1 protein-coding gene is annotated in these 1232 nt (G+C 37.7%); it reads left to right on the top strand.

Going from position 1 to position 1232, the window contains the following annotated elements; all coding sequences use genetic code 11:
• Positions 1–259: 259 nt before the first annotated feature.
• Positions 260–1213 (top strand): IS30 family transposase, encoded by a 954-nt coding sequence (locus K6V48_RS11600; RefSeq protein ID WP_172018826.1) that lies wholly within the window; start codon positions 260–262, stop codon positions 1211–1213.
• Positions 1214–1232: the final 19 nt, after the last annotated feature.

Raw genomic sequence — 1232 nt, 5'->3', positions numbered from 1 at the left:
TGAAAGTTCTATAATGAAGTTAGCCACTTTACCTTAATCAAAATCAGCTGCTTTACTATAAATGAGTTGGCGATTGATTTCATTTGATAACAGGCTTGAAGCTGTTAGGCTAAGTTGCCAAGGCTAATAGTAGCCTTGGTTTAGCTACCAAAACAGGTTCAAGGGTTCCTGTTGTCAAAGGAAATCCATTTTAAGGTACAAGAAAACACCTCTGTGCTATACTTGTAGTTCACCACAAACACAAGAAAGAGGCACAGAGATGCAAAAATATTATACACTAAAAGGAAAACATTTGACAATTGATAACCGTCGCCTAATTGAAAAGTGGAAGATTGAGGGAAAGTCTAATCGTGAAATTGCCGACTTACTAGGAAAGGCTCCTCAGACCATCAATAACGAGATCAATCGGGGTACAACCTTACAACAAGTGCGAAAAGGGGTATATAAAAAGGTCTATTCAGCCGAGTACGCACAGACTGTTTACCAAACTAATCGAAAACGATCGGTAAAAAAGATAATCCTAACGAAAGAATTGAAAGAGAAAATTTTACACTATACTAAGCAAAAATTTTCTCCTGAAATGATGGTTAAGAAGAAGAAAATAAAAGTGGGTATTTCAACCATTTACTATTGGTTTCACAATGGCCATTTAGGATTGACGAAAGCAGATTTACTTTACCCTAGAAAAGGGAAAAGTATCAAGAAGCAAGCCAGTCCTAACTTTAAACTAGCAGGCAAATCAATTGAAGAACGACCTGACATTATTAATCTTCGCTTAGAAAACGGTCATTATGAAATTGATACAGTTCTACTAACCAGAGTAAAAAATCATTGCCTTTTAGTCTTAACCGACCGTCGGAGTAGATACCAAATCATCCGTCTAATACCTAACAAAACCACTGAATCAGTCAATCGGGCACTAGAGGGAATCTTGAGGGAACATCGTATTCTGTCTATAACTGCAGATAATGGTACAGAATTTAGTCGTCTGGCTGAAGTGTTTCCTGAGGAGTATATCTACTATGCGCATCCCTATTCTTCATGGGAGAGGGGAACGAATGAAAATCACAATCGATTGATTCGGAGATGGTTACCAAAAGGAACCAAGAAAACGACCTCGAAAGAAGTCGCTTTTATCGAAAATTGGATTAACAACTACCCTAAAAAATGCTTGGACTACAAGTCGCCGAGTGAATTTCTTATGGGTGGCTAATTTCAACTTGAAATTTGGG

The sequence above is a fragment of the Streptococcus suis genome, assembly GCF_019794555.1.
Lineage (GTDB): Bacteria > Bacillota > Bacilli > Lactobacillales > Streptococcaceae > Streptococcus > Streptococcus suis_AB.
Note: the sequence above shows the minus strand (reverse complement) of the source record. Positions and strands in the feature narration are given on the sequence as shown.

Excerpts from the sequence above, each read along its gene's own strand:
- K6V48_RS11600 (WP_172018826.1), top strand. The coding sequence starts at position 260 with ATGCAAAAATATTATACACTAAAAGGAAAACATTTGACAATTGATAAC.